Source organism: Nostoc sp. C117 (genome assembly GCF_043099735.1).
GTDB lineage: Bacteria > Cyanobacteriota > Cyanobacteriia > Cyanobacteriales > Nostocaceae > Nostoc.
In genome coordinates, this window is sequence record NZ_CP170991.1 from 1,962,863 (window position 1) to 1,981,680 (window position 18,818).

Consider the following 18,818-nt stretch of genomic DNA (forward strand, 5'->3'; position numbering starts at 1 on the left):
CAATCAGCAACGCTGAATTATGAATTAATTTTTCTGCTTTACCAAGGATTGCCAACCATTGTGAATCCAGCCCAATAATAAGGATGCATAAGTGATTCATCAGGTTGATCGATACTTTCAGCAGGTAAAGACAAGTTACCGATTTCTCCCAAACCTTGGATTTGACCATTCTTGACGTAAATCTGTCCTTTAGCCATTGCTACTTGAGCCTTTCTCAAAGCTTCCGCCTTAATGGGGGCTGTTCTTAAATTCTCATAAAACTTCGTCATCAATGCTGCTGTACCAGAATCGTTAACTGACCAAAGACTGGCAACACTAGTTTTCACACCTGCCAATACTGCTAAACCTGCAAACCCAAGTTCTGATTCTTCATCGCCCAGGGCTGTTCTACAAGCACTCAGCACTATCATCTCAACTTGGGGTTCATTCAACCGCAACTGCCGTAATTGGTTCAAGCGTAATTTGTCCTCCCACAGTTGAATATAGGAATTATTCAACGCGCCAGTAGTAAAATCAGCATGGGTTGCCATATGAATAATCCCAAAAGGTTGTTGACGGCGAATATTTTTGAGATTTTCTAAGGTGGCTTGCTTGTCCAATAATAATTTACCTTGCCACAGTTTCGATACCAATGTTGATATTTCTAGAGGGACTGCTGGTAAAGGATCTTGGCCTTGAGTACTCTGAGAAATACCCAACGCTAAAACTTGAGATTTTCTAATATCTGTATAGAGAGTGTTGGTTAAGCTGAGACTTGGCATCAAACCGATACTATATTTTTCGATCAGAAACTGCTTACCATCATGAAGCGCCGCCATTGGAGTTGAACGTAACCCAATGTCCGGTAAAAAAACTAAATTGTTGATTCCTCTGGCTTGTAAATCTGCCTCTAGTGGTGTAATTATCCAGCGATAAAGTTGTTGAGATGAAGGCAAATAACCAGTGCGGCGACGATTTTGTGGACTAACAATTTCGTCACGAAATTCGTGAGCTACTTCTAAAACTTTCGCTCTCGTTGTTTTGGGAATGCGCTTACGAATGGGGTTGCCTTTTGCAGTGACTACCACGATTTCCAGTTCGTCGGTATTTTGTTCTGCTAGGGTATTCAGCTTTTTAGTTCTCTCTGGTACGATTTCCACAGGCACAAAACTAATGTAGATAAATGCAGGTTTTGCACCAGTAGCTTTCTCAATTTGGCGAGCAATTTCTTTGGCATCATCTAGTGTTTTAATTTTGGGACTCGGTATGCCTAAATGATCGCTAAAGTCATCTGTGAATTTATCTTCGGGAGTAGCATCAGTATTAATTACAGGGTTATCAATCTTAGGATTGCCTGGGTCAGGGTTACCTACTTTATTTGGACCGCACTCGAATGAGCAGGGGGGAGGAGTGGGGTTAGGGGTCGGGGTAGAAGTTGGGATAGGAGTTGGAGTAGGAGTTGGGATAGGAGTCTGGTTTACGTTGATTCCTATCTGTACAGGCGCAGAGGAGGAAACGCGGTCATTTGCACTAATTACAAAGGCATTTAGTAACCCATTAGTATTTGCCGGAGGTGTATAGACCAGAGTATCGCCGCTAGATAAGGTCGTAACGCCAGGGACGACGGGAAGTCCATTGACAGTCAGATTTCCTGTATTCACCGCATCAACTTGGATGAAGGTGATGTCATTATTTGTATCGCTGACCAGTGGAGCCAAACTAGAGAACGTTAAGGTCACTGGTTGATTAGTTTGGGTATCGGGTAGCGATGAGTTTGCCGTTAATGTAGGTGGCGTGTTGACAGATGTAATAGTGATGCCGCTTGGGGTGCCAGTAGCATTTCCACCATTTGGCAAGACGGGAAAGTTATTTAAAGAGGTAATTAGAGTTGCTCCCGTATTAATTGACCCTGCTGTGCCATTAACACTGGCATCACCTACGGTAAATGGCACATTGTTTGGACCACCATCATGTCGAATGCTAACAATACCTCCCGCTAAAGGTTGAATGGTAGAACCTGCTGTACTAGTAAAAAATCCACCAGTTGCGATGGTGTCACCCGTCCCCGATCCTTGAATTAGACCGTTAGTTAGCACTTGCACATTGCCACCTTGAACGGTGTTACCATTAACAAGGTCGTCGGCTATGGCTTGAGTGTTAATTCTGGTAAAACTAATATTGCTGCCAGCAGTATTGGTAGTCCGTAAAGTCACGTTGCCAGCTGTAACATTTCCAGTACCATCCACTCCAGTGGCACTGGCTGAGGCATCAATAGCGTCATTAACGGTAATTTTATCTGTGGCTGTTAAGGTGACTGCGCCAGCCGTTCCGATAAAATTGCCACCTCCAGTTTTGACTACAGATGAGTTAATTGCCCCGGTGGTGATACTGCCGTTTGTCGTTGTTGCTATTACACTGCCACCCGTACCTGAACCAGAAGCATTATTGGAAGAGGAGTCAATCCTATTGGTGATAATGTTACCACCGGCAGACAAGTTGACATTACCGGGAGAGTAACCCCCGCCAGTGGTAATAATGTTACGTGCAATAATGTCACCGATCGCAGATAATGTTACATTGCCGCTATTTCCAGAAAAATTAGTAGTTGTATCTAAATTTCCTAGTGATAGGCTGGTTCCGGAAATGTTTATTGCTCTTCCGTTTGTCTGGATTGTGTTGGTAGGGTCAATAAAGTTTACAGAACCGTTTTGTGAGCTAAGGCTGAAACTACCGCCAATACCCAAGTTTAATGTCGCAATCCCAGCGGTGGTAGTTACTCCGGCTGTAGCTCCGGTGATATCATTGATGGTAATATTGCCTGTGGCTTGTAAATTGATATTTGCACCCGACGCAGCGATCGCACCCCATGAAACTGTATTAGCCCCAATATCTGCATCCCCAAAGGCAATATTCCCTGCTGCGGCATCAAAATCACCTGTACCTGCTGTACCATCGATAATGGTCAGTGTACTGGGATCTAGCAATAATGTACCAAAGCTGCCATTAACTGCTGAAGTATCTACCAAACCGTTAAAGGTCAAGAAATTTTTCCCTGATACTTCGACATTTCCACCATTCCCGGCATTTGCTCCTCCACGAGCCGAAATTTTACCAAAATACTGAGTTGTGTTGTCCCCCCAAACAATTACCCGTCCACCATTTCCATACAAATTACTATCAGCGTTAATCACGGAGTTGGAGTTAACATAAGTCTGCTCTGCATTCGGTAAACTTCCTTTACCTTGGTAATCGCCACCAATTAACACGGTGCCGCCGCCATTGGTTCCAGAGGCGTTAATGTTGGCATCAATCAGCCCGACTTTTGTACCCAAAGCAGTTACTGTCCCGCCTGTTTGACCTGAGACATCCACTGTGCCAGAAACAATAGTTGTACCTGGAGTTGTGGGGATTTTGACCTTAGAACCTGTCAGTTGCACAGTACCATTAGGATTGGCAGTTAACCCAGTCTCAGTGTTACCAACTGTCAGCAATTCGGGTAAAGATGCAATGGGAATTGTCCAATTATTGGGTTGGTTGCTGCTAGAGGCTAGGGGCTGAATTTCCAAACTTAGTACATTTCCGGGCTGACTGATACGCACCCAATTTTGACCCGGTACAGATGTGACAGAAATCTGTCCTCCTGGTGCTGAGATTTTCCCAGTGTTTACCACCGTACCGCCCAATAAATTCAAATTCTGCCCTGTACCTACTGCCAAATTCCCCGCATTGACGATCGCCCCTGGCTGATTACTACTAAAAGCAAATCCATTGGGGTTTCCCAGTAAATTAATGTAGTCATTAACACCGATAGCATTAAACCAACTGCTGCCAAAGCCAATTCCGTTGGCTGTTGTCACCGTGAAAGCCGCAGGTACATTTAAGCTGGCGTTTGAGCCGAAAATAAATCCGGCTGGATTCATCAAGAACAGGTTAGGGCTACCACCTGTCACCTGAATTAAACCATTGATAATGGAAGGATTTCCGCCTGTAATCCGACCAAGGATATTTTGTAACGCCGGACTGGCTTGAAAGTTGGCAATTTGTTGTGGTGAAATTCCAAACTCTTGAAAGCTATGGAAGAGGTTAGCATTATCCTTAGAAGTTGTACCGCCTGTAATATCAAGTCGATTGCCGTTGGGAGTCACAATTGTGCCTGTACCATCCTTAGCAGGAACTATTTGCTGTGCTTGGGCTAATGTGGGACTTCCCAGGGAGGCAATAACTAGCACTGAAGCAGCGATACTAGACAGTGAAGGTTTTTTACAAAAAAGGTCTTCTTTCCCCTCTGCTCCCCATCCCCTCTGCCCCTCTGCCTCTTTTTTGTGCCGCAAGATGAAGCGACCTACGGGCAGTTCTATATCAATTTGTAACTTATTTGCTAATCCGCGTCGCCAAAGTGCTTGGGCGATCGCCTTTTGTGACCAAAGTATTTGTTCTGTTCTTCTACTAACAGAGATGCTTTGAGAATGAATCCGGTAGAAGTAGAGGGGCTGTTTAAGTTGACGCACCTGGGCTACTTCGGAAAGTTTTAAACATAAATCGTAATCATAGGCACTACCAGCAAATGACGCATTGACACCTCCCACTTGGTTGTAAACTGAACGGCGCATGAGGCGGAAGTGGAAGGTCATAAAGTTTACTAACAAACCTTCAGGAGAATAAGGGATGTTACAGCGATCGCCATAACCGAGAACTTGGCTATCTGCATCGATATTTAAGTAGTCGGTATAAACAAATCCTGTTTCTGGGTGACAATTTAGTACTGTGGCGGTTTGAGCGAGGGCGGTAGGGGCTAGGATATCATCACTGTCAACTATACCGATGTAAGTGCCGCTAGTTTGGTTAATCGCTGCTTTACAAGCCGCAGCCACTCCTTGATGGTGTGCTGTAACTACTCGCACTCGCTCATCTTGTTGAGCAGATGCTTTGGCGATCGCCACCGATCCATCTGTGGAACCATCATCCCAAATTAGTAACTCAAAATCTTGCCATGTCTGCGCTAAGACACTGGCGATCGCTTCTTGAAGGTAAGCCTCCCGGTTGTAATTGACGATGACAATGGAGATCAATGGTGACATCGAAGTAATCCCAAGTTTTCTACCTATTTACCAGAATATAATGTTCAGGGCTTTCACTTAGGTAATGATTGCTGTTTATTATTTTTTAGTTACAAATTGTCTTAAATTTCCATGTCAAAAATATGATATTCAATACTCATGCACCCATAAATAGGCATTAGGAGTGCTGTACATGGATAGCGGGGCGTTTAGCACGTGCTGATTTAGGAGTTTTGTTTGTCTCCTTGTCCCCCTTGTCCCCCTTGTCCCCTTGTCCCCTTGTCCCCCTTGTCCCCCTTGTCCCCCTTGTCCGCTTGTCTCCCAGTTCACAGTCGATTTGAAATCAGTCATGTTGTAAAATCAGGCACTTTAACGAAAACAAATGAGAAAAGGAACAGAAACTCGTGTTCAGTCTAAAGCAATGACTCAGCAAAGAATTGTCTATCTCTGCGATCGGTTAGACACTTGGCAAAGTCTAGCAACTACTCAATGGAGTAAGCACAGTTTCAGTTTCAAGTGCGGCTTGCTAATTTTACCTGCGGTCTGGATTGTAACTAGCAATGGACTCACAGCTACCGCTGATATTTCTACACCAAACCCGATTGAAAATAGCAATCACCCACAGTCACAAATAGTACAGGAAACAGAATCTTCCCCAACAACTGAGCCTAATCAACCAGAATCCTCCGAATCACCTCTACCACAACGCATTCGGGTTCGGAAAATCCAGGTTGTAGATAGCACAGTTTTTAGTGAAAATGACTTTAATCCAGTTGTCAAACCGTTTGAAGAACGAGATTTGACCTTAGAAGAAATTAGACAAGCAGCAGATGCCGTTACCCAGCTTTACCTAAATAAAGGTTATTTAAATTCCAGAGCAATTCCAGAGACTCAGCAACCTGGAACCACAGATGGTATTGTGGTAATTCGTGTGATTGAAGGGCGTTTGTCAGATATAGATATCGAAGGAACGCGGCGATTAAATCCTTCTTATATTCGTAGTCGGATTGAATTAGGTGCTGGTATCCCTCTGAATATGGGTAAGTTGGAAGACCAACTGAAGTTATTGCGACTCGATCCTCTATTGAAAAATATCGAAGCACGTCTGCGTCCTACGGGAAAAGTCGGTCAAAGTGTTCTCGCTGTGAGAGTTGAAGAGGCAAATCCTTTAACTGGTAGCTTGGGTGTAGATAATTATTCGCCTCCCAGTATAGGTGCAGAAAGATTGGGCGTTGACCTGCGCGATCGCAATTTAAGCGGTATGGGAGATGAGTTAGCCGGCTCTTATTACCACACATTCTCCGGTGGTTCCGATGCCTTTGATTTGAGCTATCAAGTACCAGTGAACGCAATGAATGGCAAAGTGCAGATTAGAGCTGCATTTAACCGTAATAAAATTACTGAAGCACCATTTGATGCCTTTGGCATTCGGGCAAACCAGGATCTTTATGAAATTAATTATCGCCAACCATTAATCCAATCGCCAAGAGAAGAATTTGCCCTATCTTTAGGATTTACCTATGAAAATGGTCAAACTTTTCTGTTGAATAACCTTGCAACTCCCTTTGGAATTGGAGCTGATGCCAATGGGGTTAGTCGCACCAGTGTAATTAAGTTTGCTCAAGATTATATCAAACGGGAACCCCAAGGTGCTTGGTTTTTGCGATCGCAATTTAGTTTTGGCCTTGACATTTTCAATGCCACCATCAACAATGACCCCATACCTGATGGTCGCTTTTTTAGTTGGCTCGGTCAAGTACAACGCGTGCAGCGACTCAGCAACGATCAACTATTACTCATCCAAGCAGACTTACAGCTAACACCAGATAGTCTATTACCTTCTCAGCAATTTGTGATTGGCGGCGGACAATCTGTGCGGGGATATCGTCAAAATATCCGCTCTGGGGATAATGGATTTCGGGTAGCGATCGAAGATAGAATCACTGTCCAGCGGAATGAATCGGGATTATCGACCATTGAAATCGCGCCCTTTGTTGATATGGGATCTGTCTGGAATAAGTCTAATAATCCCAATTTGCTACCCAATCAAACTTTTCTCATCGGTTCAGGCTTAGGATTCTTGTGGAATCAAGCCTTTGGCATCGATAATTTGAAATTACGACTCGATTATGGATTTCCATTTATCGATCTGAGTGATCGGGGTAATAACGCCCAGGATGATGGCTTTTATTTTAGCCTTCGCTATCAACCCTAGATAGATAATTAATTTCTAATTCGTAATTTAGGCAATGTACAACTTATTCTTAAAACCCTACCTCGATCGCTAATGATAAGTCTTCAGAAATTGATATGAATTCTTACAAAAATTAGGAGATTTTATATATGGATTGTGATGCTTTTATTGTTCCACCAGGTTCAAAGATTTCTCTCAAAAAAAACTATAACCCAGCTTATAAAATCGATTTTCATAAAAAAACTGATGCTGTAATTAAATTACAAGCAGATATTGAACGACTAGCAAATTACCAAAATATTCTTTATGCTCAAAACACTTATGCCTTGTTAATTATTTTTCAGGCAATGGATGCTGCTGGGAAAGATAGCACAATTAAACATGTGATGTCTGGTGTGAACCCACAAGGATTTCAGGTGTTTAGTTTCAAAGAGCCAAGTGCAGAAGAGTTAGACCATGACTACCTATGGCGAACAACGAAGGCTTTACCAGAAAGAGGGCGAATTGGTATATTTAACCGTTCATACTATGAAGAAGTCTTAGTGGTTCGCGTGCATCAAGAAATGCTTAAAAAGCAACAGCTTCCCAAATTTCCAGAAGAAAATAAGATATGGAAGCAGCGCTTTCAAGAAATTAATAACTTTGAAAAATACTTGGTAGATAATGGTATTATCGTTATGAAGTTTTTTCTTAATATCTCAAAATCAGAGCAGAAAAAACGCTTTTTACAAAGGATTGAATCCCCTGAAAAAAATTGGAAGTTTTCAGCTAGTGATGTCCAAGAGAGAGCTTTTTGGGACGATTACATGGATGCTTATGAAGAAGTTTTTAACTACACCAGTACAAAATCAGCACCGTGGTATATTATTCCTGCCGATCGCAAATGGGTTACACGACTGGTAGTTGCCAATATCATCTGCAAAAAATTAGAAGAACTTAATCTCAAATACCCAGCAGTTAGTGAGGAACATAGACAGCAACTTTTACAGGCCAAAGAAATTTTAGAGCAGGAAGATTAACTGATTAGCTTATGGTGGTTAATATTTTTGACTACAACTAAAATATTAACTTTGTATTATTACCAGCCTTAGCAGCAAGAATATGGAATTTTTTTACAGGATTCCTGTGATGTCTTTAGTATTACTCTCGCTGGCTTATGATTTCTTGGGATGGTATCTTGCTGCTAATCATATTATTTGGTTGGTGGGAGCTTTTGTTGCTTCTATAGTTATAGCTGTAGCTCGTAAGAGTATTTCTTGGTTAGAAAGTTTAGTTGAATTTGGTTCTAAAACATTAATTGTCATCTTGTTTTTAAGTATGTCAATTGCTTTAGTCGCAACTTGGTCATTATTATTTAGTCTATTTATTATTCCATTAGCAACTACGCTTTTAGCTGATTTAGAAATGCGTTTTGCTGGCTTCAACAAAATAGATTCATTTTGGATATTAACAGTCTTAGCAATCTTGGGTTTAGTCGTAGGTGAATTAATAGATATTCTATTTTTTCCTAGTAGCAGATACTAATAATAAGGGTTGGCGCTTTTTCTAAAATAGCGATCGCTTGTATCGACATGAAATTTATTATATAGAGAATACTTATAAAACTAACCTTCATGAGAATGTTAAAAGTGACATTTCTATGGTCAAAATCGCTTTTAAATTATGTTGTGCTGACTGTTACTTTTTTGGCTGCTTTTCTCGTTGTTTAGTGGAAGGAGTTAGAGATGGAGTTAAATTATAGACTGGTGGTTGCTTAGCTGCGTTTAATTCCTCTTGCAACATTTTTTGATAAATCTTCGGCAAAGAGTTACTCACAGAGTTAGTTTCTATACCATATCCCAAACTTGTCCAAGTGGGAGAAAGTCGCCGGAAAACATCATTTAATTTTCCATTACGTAGTTGTTGAGAAATGTCAATTCCCCAAACTTTGGAATCATTCAACCATCGATAAACTACTATATCTTGATACTCTGCTTCAAAACTATAATTAGTCCAGAACATTAACTTCATTGCTTTTGGGTGATAGCGGGGGGCTAGATGATACCAGGTAGTGTTGATAATTTGATATCTACCAGCAGCAGTAGAACAATTACCTGTGTTGGGACCGATGACAATTGTGACGCAGATTTCAGGATGTCGGCTCAGGTCGCTGACTTGCTGTCCACCATACAATAGAGAATAGGGACGGTTACTATTTGCCTCACTTGCGGAGATGGTTCGCATTAAAGCACGGATATAAGGGTCACCCTCCTTCATTACCAAAGGTGGTTGTTTAACTTCAAAGATGGGATCGGAAGGCGATCGCAATTCCCCATAAATATACCACTGCAACAAACATACAAAGCCGAGAAGCGCTGCTATTGGCCCAATAAGTTTTTCAACGCCTTTGAATTCAAAACCTTTCAGAGTCTGACTCCTTGAAATTCGCTTTCTTAAGTAACAAAAACTATCGACGAATTCATTGTGACAAAGTTCATAGTTGATTGTCAGTTATTATCATTCCCGGTTCGCACATCTTTTTAACTCCTAAACAATGGAAATCCTGCCCGATCGCCTGGAAAAGTGTATCTTGAGAAAGATATAGTGAAATTTTCCTTGTGTTTAAATGAACACGCAGTTGTATGTACTTGATTAGTCGCTGGTATACAAGGAAAACAGATGTCAGAAACTACGCCAAATTCACAAATGCTATATCGAGTTCTCGGTAGTACAGGAGAGAAAGTTTCCGCCATCGGACTGGGTGGTTGGCACCTCAGTTTAAAGCACGTTGATGAGCAACTGGCTATCCGAATTGTTCGCACAGCGATCGATCGCGGCATTACTTTTATGGATAATAGTTGGGATTACAACGGTGGAGTCAGCGAAATTCGTATGGGAAAAGCACTGCGCGACGGCTACCGAGATAAAGTGTTCCTGATGACGAAAATTGATGGTCGCTCCAAAAAAGCAGCAGCAAAACAGCTAGACGAATCACTTCAACGTCTGCAAGTAGATTACATCGATCTCGTTCAGCACCACGAAATTATTCGCTATGAAGATCCGCATCGTGTTTTTGACCCAGAAGGAGCAAATGCTGCCTTGATTGAAGCGCAAGAAGCCGGTAAGCTGCGATATATTGGCTTCACTGGACACAAAGACCCCCATGTGCATCTGCATATGTTGGAAGTTGCAGCCACTCACAACTTTAAATTTGATACAGTGCAGATGCCGTTAAATGTCATGGATGCACATTACCGAAGCTTTGCCAAGCTGGTTGTGCCAGAACTTGTAAAACAAAACATCGGCGTTCTGGGGATGAAAAGCCTAGCCAACGGGATACTTTTACGCTCAAATACTGTCAAGCCAATTGAGTGTTTGCACTACGCCCTAAATCTGCCGACATCGGTTGTGATTACCGGAATTGACAGCATGGAGATTTTGGAGCAAGCTTTTGAAGCAGTGCGGACATTCCAGCCAATGAACGAACAGCAAGTGCGATCGCTTTTAGAAAAAACGGCAGCAGCAGCATCACGCGGCGAGTTTGAGCCATTCAAAACATCATCAATTTTTGATGGCACTGCCCAAAATCCCGATTGGCTGGGAGATGAGCCACAGCGCCTCCAACAATTGATGTCAACATAATCTATTATTAATACCATTTTGGATTTTATATTAGAATGCCCAATGCCCAATACCCGATTTTAAAATCAGGAAACCTAAAGAAACGCTAAAATCAAGTCAGCCTTTGTATTGTAGCGGTTGTGTCTCACATCACTCAGAGGGCGGTTCACTGCGTAAATCCTGATTGTCAACGTCCTTATCCTCAGCCTTGGGGAAACAAATTTTGTAACAGCTGTGGCGCACCGCTACAGCTGTTAGACCGCTATGTTCCAGTTCAGCCATTAGGATCGGGAGGATTTGCTCAAATTTACACGGTTTGGGATGAAAAAACTCAAACCGAAAAAGTGCTGAAAGTTTTAGTAGAAGATTCACCAAAAGCACTGGAATTATTTACCCAAGAAGCGGCAGTTTTATCAAGGTTACAGCATCCAGGTGTGCCCAGAGTGGATGCTGATGGCTATTTTCAGGTAAATTTATTCAATCCCAAACCGCACCAACTACCTTGTTTGGTGATGGAAAAAATCAATGGGCGGACTTTAGAGGAGATATTAAAAAAGTATCCCCAAGGATGTCCTGAGGATTTGGTTTTAAGCTGGTTCGCCCAAGCTGTAGAGATTTTAGAGGAATTACATAAACGTCAGATTATTCACCGGGATATCAAACCTTCTAATTTGATGCTGGGTACTTCTTCGCCAACTGTACCCGCGATTCCCGGAGAAACAAGAAGCGATCGCCTGGTATTAATTGATTTTGGCGGAGCAAAACAAGTTAGTCCCTCAAAACTGCGTTCTAAGTCTAGTTCCACCCGATTATTTTCTTCTGGCTACAGTCCACCAGAACAAGTGACTGGAGGAATTGTTGGGCCAAGTGCTGATTTTTATGCCCTCGGTCGCACGATAATTGAACTACTAACAGGCAAGTATCCCCTAGATTTGGAAGATCGGCAAACTGGGAAATTGGATTGGCGAACTGAGGTGAAAGTCAAACCACAATTAGCAGATTTACTCGATGAGATGGTGCAGGAGGATGTGCGATCGCGTCCGCTAAATGCAGCAATGATTCAAAAACGTTTGGCGAAGATTTCCCAACCATTACCGTCGCCAGGGTTGTTTTCCCAACTGCAAGACAAGGTTAAGCAAGCCTCAACCCAAATCTCCCAGAAATTTATCCAGCTAAGACAAGATATTAAACAAGCTTTAGTTAAGTTTAGCCAAGCTGTAGGTAAAACCATTATTTTCATCGCTCAGACAATCCTGAAAATTTTCCAAGCTTGTTTGGCGACAATTTGGGCCATGATGTTAACTTGTATCGGTGGTTGTTTTGGTGCGATCGCTGGTTTTATTTTGGCCTATCACACAAGCTTAGGCCGTCAGCTTGTAGAATTTCTTGGGACTCAGCTAAATCAATTAGTTCCAAATACTCAACCCACGTTTGGGGCAGATATTTTGGTCTTTGTCGCTGCGGGTTGGGGAACCGCATGGGGACTGACAGTATCCGGGTGTTTTGGTCAACGACGGCGGTTTTTAGTAGCGTCGGTCATGGGTATAATTAGCTACGGCTTCGGCTGGTTGATTTTGCAATTAATCACCCCAAAAGACAGCGGCGAGGGTTTAGTAGCAGTAATTCTAGTGGGAGTTTCGTTACTCACCTTGAGTTTAGGAATTCGTAGCCATCACATAGTCTATGCTGTATTCGCTGCCTTTGGTAGTGCGATCGGCTATGCATCTTTGATTCTTTTGAATTTAGCACCTCGGATCTTGCAATTTTCGAGTCAACCAGGTTGGTCAGAATTATACAGCCCTCTGATCTTTTTTGGTTCTGTAGGCTTCTTTCTCAGTTTCTGGTTAGGAGTGAGTTTTTACCTAATTGTGCCTGGGTTGCGTCTTTTGGGGTGGCGATGAAGAAGCTAGGGAGCAGGGGGGACAAGGGGGACTAGGGGGACAAGGAGATAAACAAAACTCCTCACTCCTCACTACTCACTACTCACTCAGCACGGGCTAAACGCCCCGCTATCCATGTACAGCACTCCTAACGCCCAATCCCCAATGCCCAAAAACAAGATCCCCCTAGTCGTATTTTTCATCGAGCTAGGGGGATCACATATGTGGTAGTCTATAAATGGTTCGGTATAGTTCCTTACGACTTGATTGTATAGCGTAGATTTGAGTTTGAGTAGTCCTACCGCTAGAATTTATAGTATATTCATTGCTTCTTAATCAATGCTTCATTCGCGTCATTCACTTGGAAACTTTTATATGTAAGGATGACAGTACCCACTGTAAATTGCTTGTCATCCTTCTAAATATCTGTAGAAAATATGAAATTTAAGATCCTCCCTACCCTAGCTCTGTTAGGTTGTTTCGGCTTCGCAGGGCAAGCCCTTGCCTTAAATCAGCAAGACTTGGATCAGTTGAAGGCAACCAACGACTGTCCCAGGTGCGATTTGAGTGGTGCTGACCTAACTAAACAGAATCTAACAGGAGCAAATTTACGAGGGGCTAACTTAATGGGTGCGACATTATCTCAAGCTAATCTCACAAATGTCGATCTAACTGGTGCAAATTTAGAAGGTGCAATTCTAAATTCCGCGAATCTTACTGGTGCTTCCTTAACAGGTGCAAACTTGAAATCGGCATCCCTAGAAAATGCCGATCTGTCTTATGCTGGTTTTATGAGTGCCAATTTAGAAGCAGCAAACTTGAAAGATGCCAAATTGGACTTTACCAATTTTCGGGCGGCAAACTACCGATTAACAATTTTAACTAATGGTGTAGTTACCTCTGACAAACCCTATGGTTGGTCATTAGAGCGTCAAAATATCAGAGAATGTAACGAGTTCAAACCCGAAAATACTCCAGGTACAACCTGCTATACAAAATAACTAGCTTTGAATTTAAGAATGGGGATTACAGAGTACTGCTTCTCTATTTTAAGTTGGCGTATTCCCACGGATAAGCAAGCTACACGCAACATTCCAAAGGAAAGTATTTCCTAGAGAAGCAACACGAAGTCCAGCAATAAGGGTTGCAAAGCTTCTCTGCTTACAGTACGTTTACTTGATCTCAACCCTCCTTTTATAAGGAGGGTTAGGAAGGATCATGCCTTAATTCAAGTCGATTAGATTTGAAATTAATTAAGCATTAGCAGTTCGGTAATCGGCATCTAACCAACAGCGTGGTAAATCTTCACCCGAAGGGAAAACGAGATTTTCTTTTTTAAAAGAATCAGGTTGTTGTTCTTCTTCACCTTCTTGCTCTTTTGCATGAACAATATCACTATTAGGGTCAAGTAATTCTTGAATCTCAAGAATTTTTACCAATTCGCCGCTATGTTTGAGTTGTAGTAGCATATAACCAGCCTCAATAAGTTTGCACGAAAATCAACTTGCTCAAATCTCAACTATTTGAGAATACGGAGATTCCTTAATCGTTAAAGGAAATTTTTATCTGATATCCACAGTAAAACTACACTAGTACAGCACGGCGTAAATAAACCACCCATTCTAAATCAACGAAACCCTTACGCTGCATTCATTTGGAATTTTCTTAGCGCAGCATTAGCGAGTCCACGTACCATTACAGGGAAGCAAGCTACGCGCAGTGTCTCGTAGATGAGCGTCATTTTGAATTCACGGCGGGACTAGATTCATCTGGGTGTATCAGTGGTTTTTATTTTTATAAGATTGATACAGTGCAAAAGCTTTAATGTTTTCAAATCAATACTCAATTGTTGACCCCAGATTAGACCGGGTGATGGCGACCGAGAAAATTATTTAACTAAAATAGTCTTGGTTTTAGTGATTAGATTTCGCGTTGATATTTTTCCAAAATATCGACTAAATTCACTTGGCATTGCATTGGCAGAAAATCAATTAAAGGAAGTTCGCGTTTACCGCCGCCAATTTTTATTTGAATTGATTTCAATACTTCTATAACTCGGTCTTCATTGACAGAGTTGGAAGTGATTAAGGGATAGAGTTGCTGAGCAACAACCGTATGCAGTTTGGCATTAGATAAATAAAGATGCCATTTGGCAACGTCTATATAGACATTTTCGCCAATTTCTGCTGCTAGGGCTTCTAATAGTTCTGAGGTGTTAGTCTTAGCCATAAAAATAACCCTAAATTAACAAAGAGTGTGAAATTTCCGGCTTTTCTACATTATTGCTCAATTAACTGGGTTCAGACTACTGCCGCAGGTTACAACTGCCCTAGCATCAGCAGTCCATCTTCAGGTGGATTTGGGTGGAGTTTCGGTGTAGTTGGCGATCGCACTAATATAAATCAAATGCACCAATACTATTGCTGTCCAACTTGTAGTTAACCAGGGTAGCCACTCCCAGGTAGTGCCTTTCAAGATATGGAAAAACCACAAGCCAGAATTGATAGTAGCAGCGATCGCCACATGCACAGCAAAATTCATCCGATCGTCGATTTTGCGATAATCTGGGTCTTTGCGATCGGGTTTGCGAGGCCAACGAGGAGGCATAAATATTTGTTACAGATTTAGATACACCCTACCTATTCTAAGGTTTTTGGGACAGCCATTGCGATCGGACTTCTATAACCATTAAAAGTCATGACAACCTCCCATCAGTAGGCCAACGGTGTACACACAAGTTACCAGTTTTACTCCAATACGCTTGGGAACAGCCAGAAAGCCCTCATGTAGAGAAGCGATTTATCGCGTCTAAAAAACTGCGACGTTAAAGAGACAAGATAAATCGCCGTCAAGACAGATAATCTACTTGCCAAGTATTCCTTAACAGACTACTATTTCCGACTTGTGTGTACACCGTAGATCAGTAGGCAGAGGAATAAAGCAACTTGCAGTAAGTTTTTCCCCAATCCATCAACCTAGTGAAGAATAATCTCCTGATTTCCCGCCACTTTTACTAATTAAACGAATCGATTCAATTTGAATCGACTTTTCTAAGGCTTTTGCCATATCGTATAGAGTTAAGGCCGCGACAGAAACGGCGGTTAAAGCTTCCATCTCTACACCAGTTTCAGCTTTGGTTTTGACTGTGGCTTGAATTTCATAGCCTGGTAGTTCGGCATCGGGTATGACCTCAATAGCAATTTTTTGCAAAGGCAACGGATGACACAGGGGAATTAAAGCAGCTGTTTGCTTGGCTGCCATAATTCCAGCCAACCTTGCAGTTGCCAACACATCCCCTTTTGGGACATTTCCAGCTTGAATTGCTGCAAAGGTTGCTGGTAGCATCCGCACCTTAGCAGCGGCTATTGCTTGGCGGACGGTAGGCGCTTTCTCAGACACATCTACCATTTGTGCCTGTCCTTGGGAATCTAGATGAGTTAAGCTGGGAAAATTAGATGAAAAATTATCTTGCATTATTTAGTAAGAAGGTGTTAATATAGATTGTCGGTGAGGGCGTGTAGCTCAGTGGACTAGAGCACGTGGCTACGGACCACGGTGTCGGGGGTTCGAATCCCTCCTCGCCCGTTTTTATAGAGACGCGAGACCTCGCGTCTCTAAAATTTTTTCAGGCGTAGATATCTGGAGCCCGAACCTAGTGCAAAGCAAACGGCTTTAGGTAGCTTTTTACTGGACTGGGTGAAGAAAATCGTTAATGCCAGAGAAGCGATCGCAGCACCATCGCCAAAGGTATTGCGGTCACTCACAATTCTCAGATAAAATCCAGTTACGCGAATACCAAAAATTCGCTCCTTTTGTTGTGGTAGTGAATCGTCTGCCATCAAGGTGATAATCACCGATATAACTGTACACCACTAGCACCTTCAAAAATCGCTGCCAATCAGAAAGCGATCGCACTGTGAGGATGCCACAGCAGTATCACCGCTAAAGCATAATAAATTATGCCAAAGATGATGAATAAACCGCGACTGAGGCGTAACAGCAAAGATTTTTGATAGTAAAGCGAGAAATTGCTGCAACTGTAAAAACAACCCACCATTGAAGTTTACCTGAGTTTATTTGATGAACAATGCATTTTTAGTCATTAGTTATTTGACTAATGACTAATGAATAATGACTACTTTTTAATTGTCTGGTAAACCAAAATTTGGGTCGGATTAAGTTTTACGTTACTAATACCATTTCGGGCAAATACATAGTCTTTGTTTTGCCATAGGGGAATGTAAGGTACATCTACAATTACTTGATTTTGAATTTCGGTGAAAATTTTCTGACGCACTTGGGGATTTAGTTCTTTACGTTGCTGGTCAATCAATTTATTCATAGCTTCGTTATAGTAGAAGGAACCCTGAGTTTGACTTGCCCCATCTTCGCATCCCTTAGCAACTGAACCTTTGTCACAAGACAAAAATGGTTGGACGTAATTATCTGGATCTAAAAAATCTGGATACCAATCAAGTAAAGCTGCCGGATATAATCCTTTAGAAATGTCTTTAAAGAAAGCAGGACCTTCCGCAACACTAACTTCAAATTGCAGTATTCCATCCATTTTGGCATCGACCAAAGATTTAAGTGTCTGTGCTGCCAAACTACGAGTAGGCGAACTAGAAGGATACCAAACTTGGATTTTGGCAGGATTTTCTTTGGAAAAACCAGCCGTAGTTAATAATTGCTTGGCTTGATTAAAATTAGCATCGCCATATTTATCTTTAAACAATGGCAGAGAAACATTAAAAGTCGTAGGAATCATGCTGTAAAGCAGATCGGCTTGACCAAGTAACACTCGTTCATTTATTAATGGACGGTCAACTATTGAGGCGATCGCTTGTCTTACTTCTGCTTTATCTAAAGGCTTCTGATTCCGGTTCAACGCCATATAACTTACTACACTACCCTCAGCAGCGATCGCTTGCCAATCCCCTTTTTTACCACCTTCTTCTAAGCTACGAGTTTGGTCTGGTTGCAGAGATAAATAGGCTACATCTACTGCACCTGTACGGAAAGCATTAAACAAATTAACCGGACTAGTTTGAATTTGGAGGTTAACACCTTTGTTAACTGGTTTTTCACCCCAATACTTATCAAACGGATCGAATCGGATTGAATCAGTACCATACTGTCCTAATTTGTAAGGGCCAGTCCCCACAAAAATATTTGGCTTGAATTTACCAGCACCGACTTCGTAAGCTTTTGGCGAAACTGCACAGACCCCAGGAAATGCTAGGAGTGAGGGAAATGCTGAAAAAGACTTTTTCAGCTTGATGGTTAACTCATACTCACCTGTGGTTTTGACCGAATCTACTATATCGCTTAGTAAAAAGGAAGGTTTGCCTTTATTTTCGATAAAGCGTTGGATGGTAAAGGCCATTGCTTGAGCGTTGAAGGTAGTCCCATCATGAAAAACTACTCCCTGACGTAAAGGAATGGTATAAGTTAAGCCATCTTGACTGACTTTCGGTAATGCTGTTGCCAGTTGTGGCTTAATTTCTGTACTTCCTGGTTCGTAGGTGTAGAGGCGATCGCTCATATTAAACACCAAGCCTAAAGATGCTAACTCATAAGCATCAGCCGGATCAAGGGTTCTCGGCTTGGCTGTTGTACCTATAGTAATGCGACCATCACCTGTAGGGCTATTTACAGAACCCGCTCCTGGCGTAGTTGGCTGTGGGCGAGGAGCGCAACTAACAACTATAAGTAAACATACACAGAACAAAGTTAGGAATTGTGTAATCCGACCCCACCGTTTCACGAACAAGGAAAACCAGGTCATAGTAATAATATTTTTGATATCAGCGGTCAGCCATCTTACTACAGTTGTTGGGTATTATGCCTTAATTTTTACAAATTATTTTGCTAATGCTTGTAGCTAAGTATATACGTATAAATAAACATAACTTTCACTCAGAGTATGAGAGAAGTTATTTTACATAATGATTCCCTAGCCGTCTAAATAAAAAATTGTGGTAGCGACTCAATTTGATAGTTTATAGCCCAAACTAGGGTTACTCAGACAAGTATTAAGGCTGTTTTACTTCTTTTAGTGCAGTTGAGCGTAGCCCATTCTGAGTCCAGAATTATGCTGTAAAATTA

General features: G+C 41.9%; 15 protein-coding genes and 1 tRNA gene. 7 read left to right on the top strand and 9 right to left on the bottom strand.

Features of this window, described 5'->3' with window-relative positions; genetic code table 11:
• Positions 1-38 precede the first annotated feature (38 nt).
• Positions 39-5,057 (bottom strand): CHAT domain-containing protein, encoded by a 5,019-nt coding sequence (locus ACFG4S_RS09185; RefSeq protein WP_392534505.1) that lies wholly within the window; start codon positions 5,055-5,057, stop codon positions 39-41.
• Between the two features lie 361 nt (positions 5,058-5,418).
• Here ACFG4S_RS09185 and ACFG4S_RS09190 point away from each other — a divergent pair, with 361 nt between their 5' ends.
• The 3 genes from ACFG4S_RS09190 to ACFG4S_RS09200 all read left to right on the top strand — a co-directional run bounded on the left by ACFG4S_RS09190 (position 5,419) and on the right by ACFG4S_RS09200 (position 8,754).
• On the top strand, positions 5,419-7,251 hold the full coding sequence (locus ACFG4S_RS09190) for a ShlB/FhaC/HecB family hemolysin secretion/activation protein (protein ID WP_392534506.1): 1,833 nt from the start codon (positions 5,419-5,421) through the stop codon (positions 7,249-7,251).
• A gap of 128 nt (positions 7,252-7,379) precedes the next feature.
• Complete coding sequence (locus ACFG4S_RS09195) at positions 7,380-8,249, top strand: polyphosphate kinase 2 family protein (RefSeq protein ID WP_392534507.1); 870 nt, start codon at positions 7,380-7,382, stop codon at positions 8,247-8,249.
• 109 nt (positions 8,250-8,358) lie between these two features.
• Entirely contained in the window at positions 8,359-8,754 is a 396-nt protein-coding gene (locus ACFG4S_RS09200) for a hypothetical protein (RefSeq protein WP_392534508.1), read from the top strand.
• A 153-nt stretch (positions 8,755-8,907) separates the two neighbouring features.
• Here the strand turns inward: ACFG4S_RS09200 and ACFG4S_RS09205 are convergent, their stop codons facing one another.
• Complete coding sequence (locus ACFG4S_RS09205; protein ID WP_392535944.1) at positions 8,908-9,600, bottom strand: glycoside hydrolase; 693 nt, start codon at positions 9,598-9,600, stop codon at positions 8,908-8,910.
• A 288-nt stretch (positions 9,601-9,888) separates the two neighbouring features.
• Between ACFG4S_RS09205 and ACFG4S_RS09210 the strand changes: the two genes are divergently transcribed.
• The 3 genes from ACFG4S_RS09210 (at position 9,889) to ACFG4S_RS09220 (ending at position 13,711) form a co-directional block, all read left to right on the top strand.
• Positions 9,889-10,851: an aldo/keto reductase gene (locus tag ACFG4S_RS09210; protein ID WP_392534509.1), complete on the top strand. Its 963-nt coding sequence runs from the start codon at positions 9,889-9,891 to the stop codon at positions 10,849-10,851.
• 119 nt (positions 10,852-10,970) lie between these two features.
• A complete protein-coding gene (locus ACFG4S_RS09215; protein ID WP_392534510.1) occupies positions 10,971-12,731 on the top strand; it encodes a protein kinase in 1,761 nt (586 codons plus the stop codon).
• Between the two features lie 416 nt (positions 12,732-13,147).
• Positions 13,148-13,711 (top strand): pentapeptide repeat-containing protein, encoded by a 564-nt coding sequence (locus ACFG4S_RS09220; RefSeq protein WP_392534511.1) that lies wholly within the window; start codon positions 13,148-13,150, stop codon positions 13,709-13,711.
• A gap of 252 nt (positions 13,712-13,963) precedes the next feature.
• Here ACFG4S_RS09220 and ACFG4S_RS09225 read toward each other — a convergent pair whose 3' ends face one another.
• The 4 genes from ACFG4S_RS09225 to moaC form a co-directional block, all read right to left on the bottom strand.
• Positions 13,964-14,179, bottom strand: coding sequence for an acetyltransferase (locus ACFG4S_RS09225; RefSeq protein WP_392534512.1), 216 nt, complete (start codon positions 14,177-14,179; stop codon positions 13,964-13,966).
• Positions 14,180-14,630: 451 nt separating this feature from the next.
• Positions 14,631-14,939: a DUF3181 family protein gene (locus ACFG4S_RS09230; RefSeq protein WP_392534513.1), complete on the bottom strand. Its 309-nt coding sequence runs from the start codon at positions 14,937-14,939 to the stop codon at positions 14,631-14,633.
• A 120-nt stretch (positions 14,940-15,059) separates the two neighbouring features.
• Positions 15,060-15,317 carry a hypothetical protein gene (locus ACFG4S_RS09235; RefSeq protein WP_392534514.1) on the bottom strand — a complete coding sequence of 86 codons (258 nt, stop codon included), beginning with the start codon at positions 15,315-15,317 and terminating at the stop codon, positions 15,060-15,062.
• A gap of 363 nt (positions 15,318-15,680) precedes the next feature.
• The gene (moaC, locus tag ACFG4S_RS09240; protein WP_392534515.1) at positions 15,681-16,184 is read right to left on the bottom strand and encodes a cyclic pyranopterin monophosphate synthase MoaC; all 504 of its coding nucleotides are present in this window, start codon (positions 16,182-16,184) and stop codon (positions 15,681-15,683) included.
• Between the two features lie 37 nt (positions 16,185-16,221).
• Here moaC and ACFG4S_RS09245 point away from each other — a divergent pair.
• Positions 16,222-16,295, top strand: a tRNA-Arg gene (locus ACFG4S_RS09245).
• Between the two features lie 29 nt (positions 16,296-16,324).
• Here the strand turns inward: ACFG4S_RS09245 and ACFG4S_RS09250 are convergent.
• The 3 genes from ACFG4S_RS09250 to ACFG4S_RS09260 form a co-directional block, all read right to left on the bottom strand.
• Complete coding sequence (locus ACFG4S_RS09250) at positions 16,325-16,549, bottom strand: hypothetical protein (RefSeq protein WP_392534516.1); 225 nt, start codon at positions 16,547-16,549, stop codon at positions 16,325-16,327.
• A gap of 59 nt (positions 16,550-16,608) precedes the next feature.
• Entirely contained in the window at positions 16,609-16,767 is a 159-nt protein-coding gene (locus ACFG4S_RS09255; RefSeq protein WP_392534517.1) for a hypothetical protein, read from the bottom strand.
• A gap of 78 nt (positions 16,768-16,845) precedes the next feature.
• Complete coding sequence (locus ACFG4S_RS09260) at positions 16,846-18,498, bottom strand: ABC transporter substrate-binding protein (RefSeq protein WP_392534518.1); 1,653 nt, start codon at positions 18,496-18,498, stop codon at positions 16,846-16,848.
• Between the last annotated feature and the right edge of the window lie 320 nt (positions 18,499-18,818).

Coding starts and splice junctions, on each gene's coding strand:
- ACFG4S_RS09200 (WP_392534508.1), top strand. CDS start 8,359: ATGTCTTTAGTATTACTCTCGCTGGCTTATGATTTCTTGGGATGGTAT.
- ACFG4S_RS09230 (WP_392534513.1), bottom strand. CDS start 14,939: ATGGCTAAGACTAACACCTCAGAACTATTAGAAGCCCTAGCAGCAGAA.
- ACFG4S_RS09260 (WP_392534518.1), bottom strand. CDS start 18,498: ATGACCTGGTTTTCCTTGTTCGTGAAACGGTGGGGTCGGATTACACAA.
- ACFG4S_RS09225 (WP_392534512.1), bottom strand. CDS start 14,179: ATGCTACTACAACTCAAACATAGCGGCGAATTGGTAAAAATTCTTGAG.
- ACFG4S_RS09250 (WP_392534516.1), bottom strand. CDS start 16,549: ATGGCAGACGATTCACTACCACAACAAAAGGAGCGAATTTTTGGTATT.
- ACFG4S_RS09190 (WP_392534506.1), top strand. CDS start 5,419: ATGAGAAAAGGAACAGAAACTCGTGTTCAGTCTAAAGCAATGACTCAG.
- moaC (WP_392534515.1), bottom strand. CDS start 16,184: ATGCAAGATAATTTTTCATCTAATTTTCCCAGCTTAACTCATCTAGAT.
- ACFG4S_RS09195 (WP_392534507.1), top strand. CDS start 7,380: ATGGATTGTGATGCTTTTATTGTTCCACCAGGTTCAAAGATTTCTCTC.
- ACFG4S_RS09255 (WP_392534517.1), bottom strand. CDS start 16,767: ATGGTGGGTTGTTTTTACAGTTGCAGCAATTTCTCGCTTTACTATCAA.
- ACFG4S_RS09220 (WP_392534511.1), top strand. CDS start 13,148: ATGAAATTTAAGATCCTCCCTACCCTAGCTCTGTTAGGTTGTTTCGGC.
- ACFG4S_RS09235 (WP_392534514.1), bottom strand. CDS start 15,317: ATGCCTCCTCGTTGGCCTCGCAAACCCGATCGCAAAGACCCAGATTAT.
- ACFG4S_RS09210 (WP_392534509.1), top strand. CDS start 9,889: ATGTCAGAAACTACGCCAAATTCACAAATGCTATATCGAGTTCTCGGT.
- ACFG4S_RS09185 (WP_392534505.1), bottom strand. CDS start 5,057: ATGTCACCATTGATCTCCATTGTCATCGTCAATTACAACCGGGAGGCT.